This is a genomic window from Paracoccus marinaquae, from assembly GCF_018860165.1.
GTDB classification, from domain to species: Bacteria; Pseudomonadota; Alphaproteobacteria; order Rhodobacterales; family Rhodobacteraceae; genus Paracoccus; species Paracoccus marinaquae.
Genome location: NZ_JAHKNG010000118.1, coordinates 1 through 1,394, shown reverse-complemented (window position 1 = coordinate 1,394; position 1,394 = coordinate 1). Strand labels below are relative to the sequence as shown.

General features: G+C 65.7%; 1 protein-coding gene. It reads left to right on the top strand.

Annotation, left to right across the window (positions count from 1 at the left end):
• Window positions 1-100 precede the first annotated feature (100 nt).
• On the top strand, window positions 101-1,327 hold the full coding sequence (locus tag KNW02_RS20545) for an IS256 family transposase (RefSeq protein WP_216035033.1): 1,227 nt from the start codon (window positions 101-103) through the stop codon (window positions 1,325-1,327).
• Window positions 1,328-1,394: the final 67 nt, after the last annotated feature.

The following is a 1,394-nucleotide window of genomic DNA, read 5'->3' as shown; positions in this document are numbered from 1 at the left end:
GGTCGTGTCTCGGAAGTGGTGGAAATTGGCTGGCGGCGTAATCTCCGGGTGAACTGACACCCACCCAAACAGCGGCTGCAACCGCCAGGGAGACCACGCCATGACCGAGAATAACGACGCTGCGAGCTTTGTGCTACTGGCAGACGAGGCCGGGTTCGACCCGATCGAGGACCGTCTGAGGGCGACCGTCCGCGCCACCATCGAGGCGATGTTCGAAGAAGAGCTCGAAGCCTTCATCGGGCGCTGCCGCTATGGCCGCGGCGACGGTGCGCAGAAGGGCTACCGCCACGGGCACCGCGAGCGGCAGCTCACGGGCACCTTCGGCACCGAGACAGTGCGCGTTCCTCGTGCCCGGATCGAAGACGAAACCGGCAAGGTCACCGAGTGGCGGTCCAAGGCGCTGCCGCGTTACAAGCGGCTCACGAAAAAGGCTGAGGCGCTGATCGCGGCGGTCTACCTGGCGGGCACCAACACCCGGCGCGTCAAGCGGGCGCTATTCGGCCTGTTCGAGGGCGCTGTCAGCAAGGACGTGGTGAGCCGGGCCTGGCGCAAGGTGAAGGTGGACTGGGACGCGTGGTGCGCGCGCAGCCTGGCCGGGGAGGACATCGTCCGGCTCATTCTGGACGGCACCGTGGTCAAGACCAGGCTGGACCGGAAGGCCACGAACATCTCTGTGCTGGCCGCGATCGGGGTGCGCCGCGACGGGCAGAAGGTGCTGGTATCCATCAAGAATATGGGCGGCGAGAGCACCGCGGCCTGGAGCCAGTTCCTCACCGATCTCGATGCCCGCGGCCTGCGGCGGCCCGAATTCGTGATCGTGGACGGCGCTCCGGGCCTCGAAGCCGCCCTGGTTGCGCTCTGGGGCGAGGACCTGCCGATCCAGCGCTGTACTGTCCACAAGCACCGCAACCTCCTGGCGCATACCCCCAAGCGCCTGCACGATGAGCTGACCGAGGACTACCGCGACATGATCTATGCCGACACCGCTGTCGGGGTGGACCTCAAGAGGAAGATGTTCCTGCGCAAATGGCGCCTCAAGTGCCGGGTCGTCGCCGACAGCCTCGAGGAAGCAGGCGACCGGCTCTTCAGCTTTACCCGGCTCGATCCGTCGCAATGGAAATCGGCCCGCACCACCAACGCGATAGAGCGACTGAACGAGGAATTCCGCCGCCGCATCAAGACCCAGACCGTGCTGCCCTGCGCCGAAACCGTGCCGATGCTGCTCTGGGCGCTGCTGGCTTCCGGGCAGATCCAGATGCGCAAGGTCGACGGCTGGGAAACTCTCTCTCAGCCCCTCGAGCCGATGTCCCTTGACCTTGCCGCCTGAACGGAGCCAATTTCAAATGCCCGGAGCATGCCGCTCGGCAGTTTCCACCACATTCGCGACACGACCG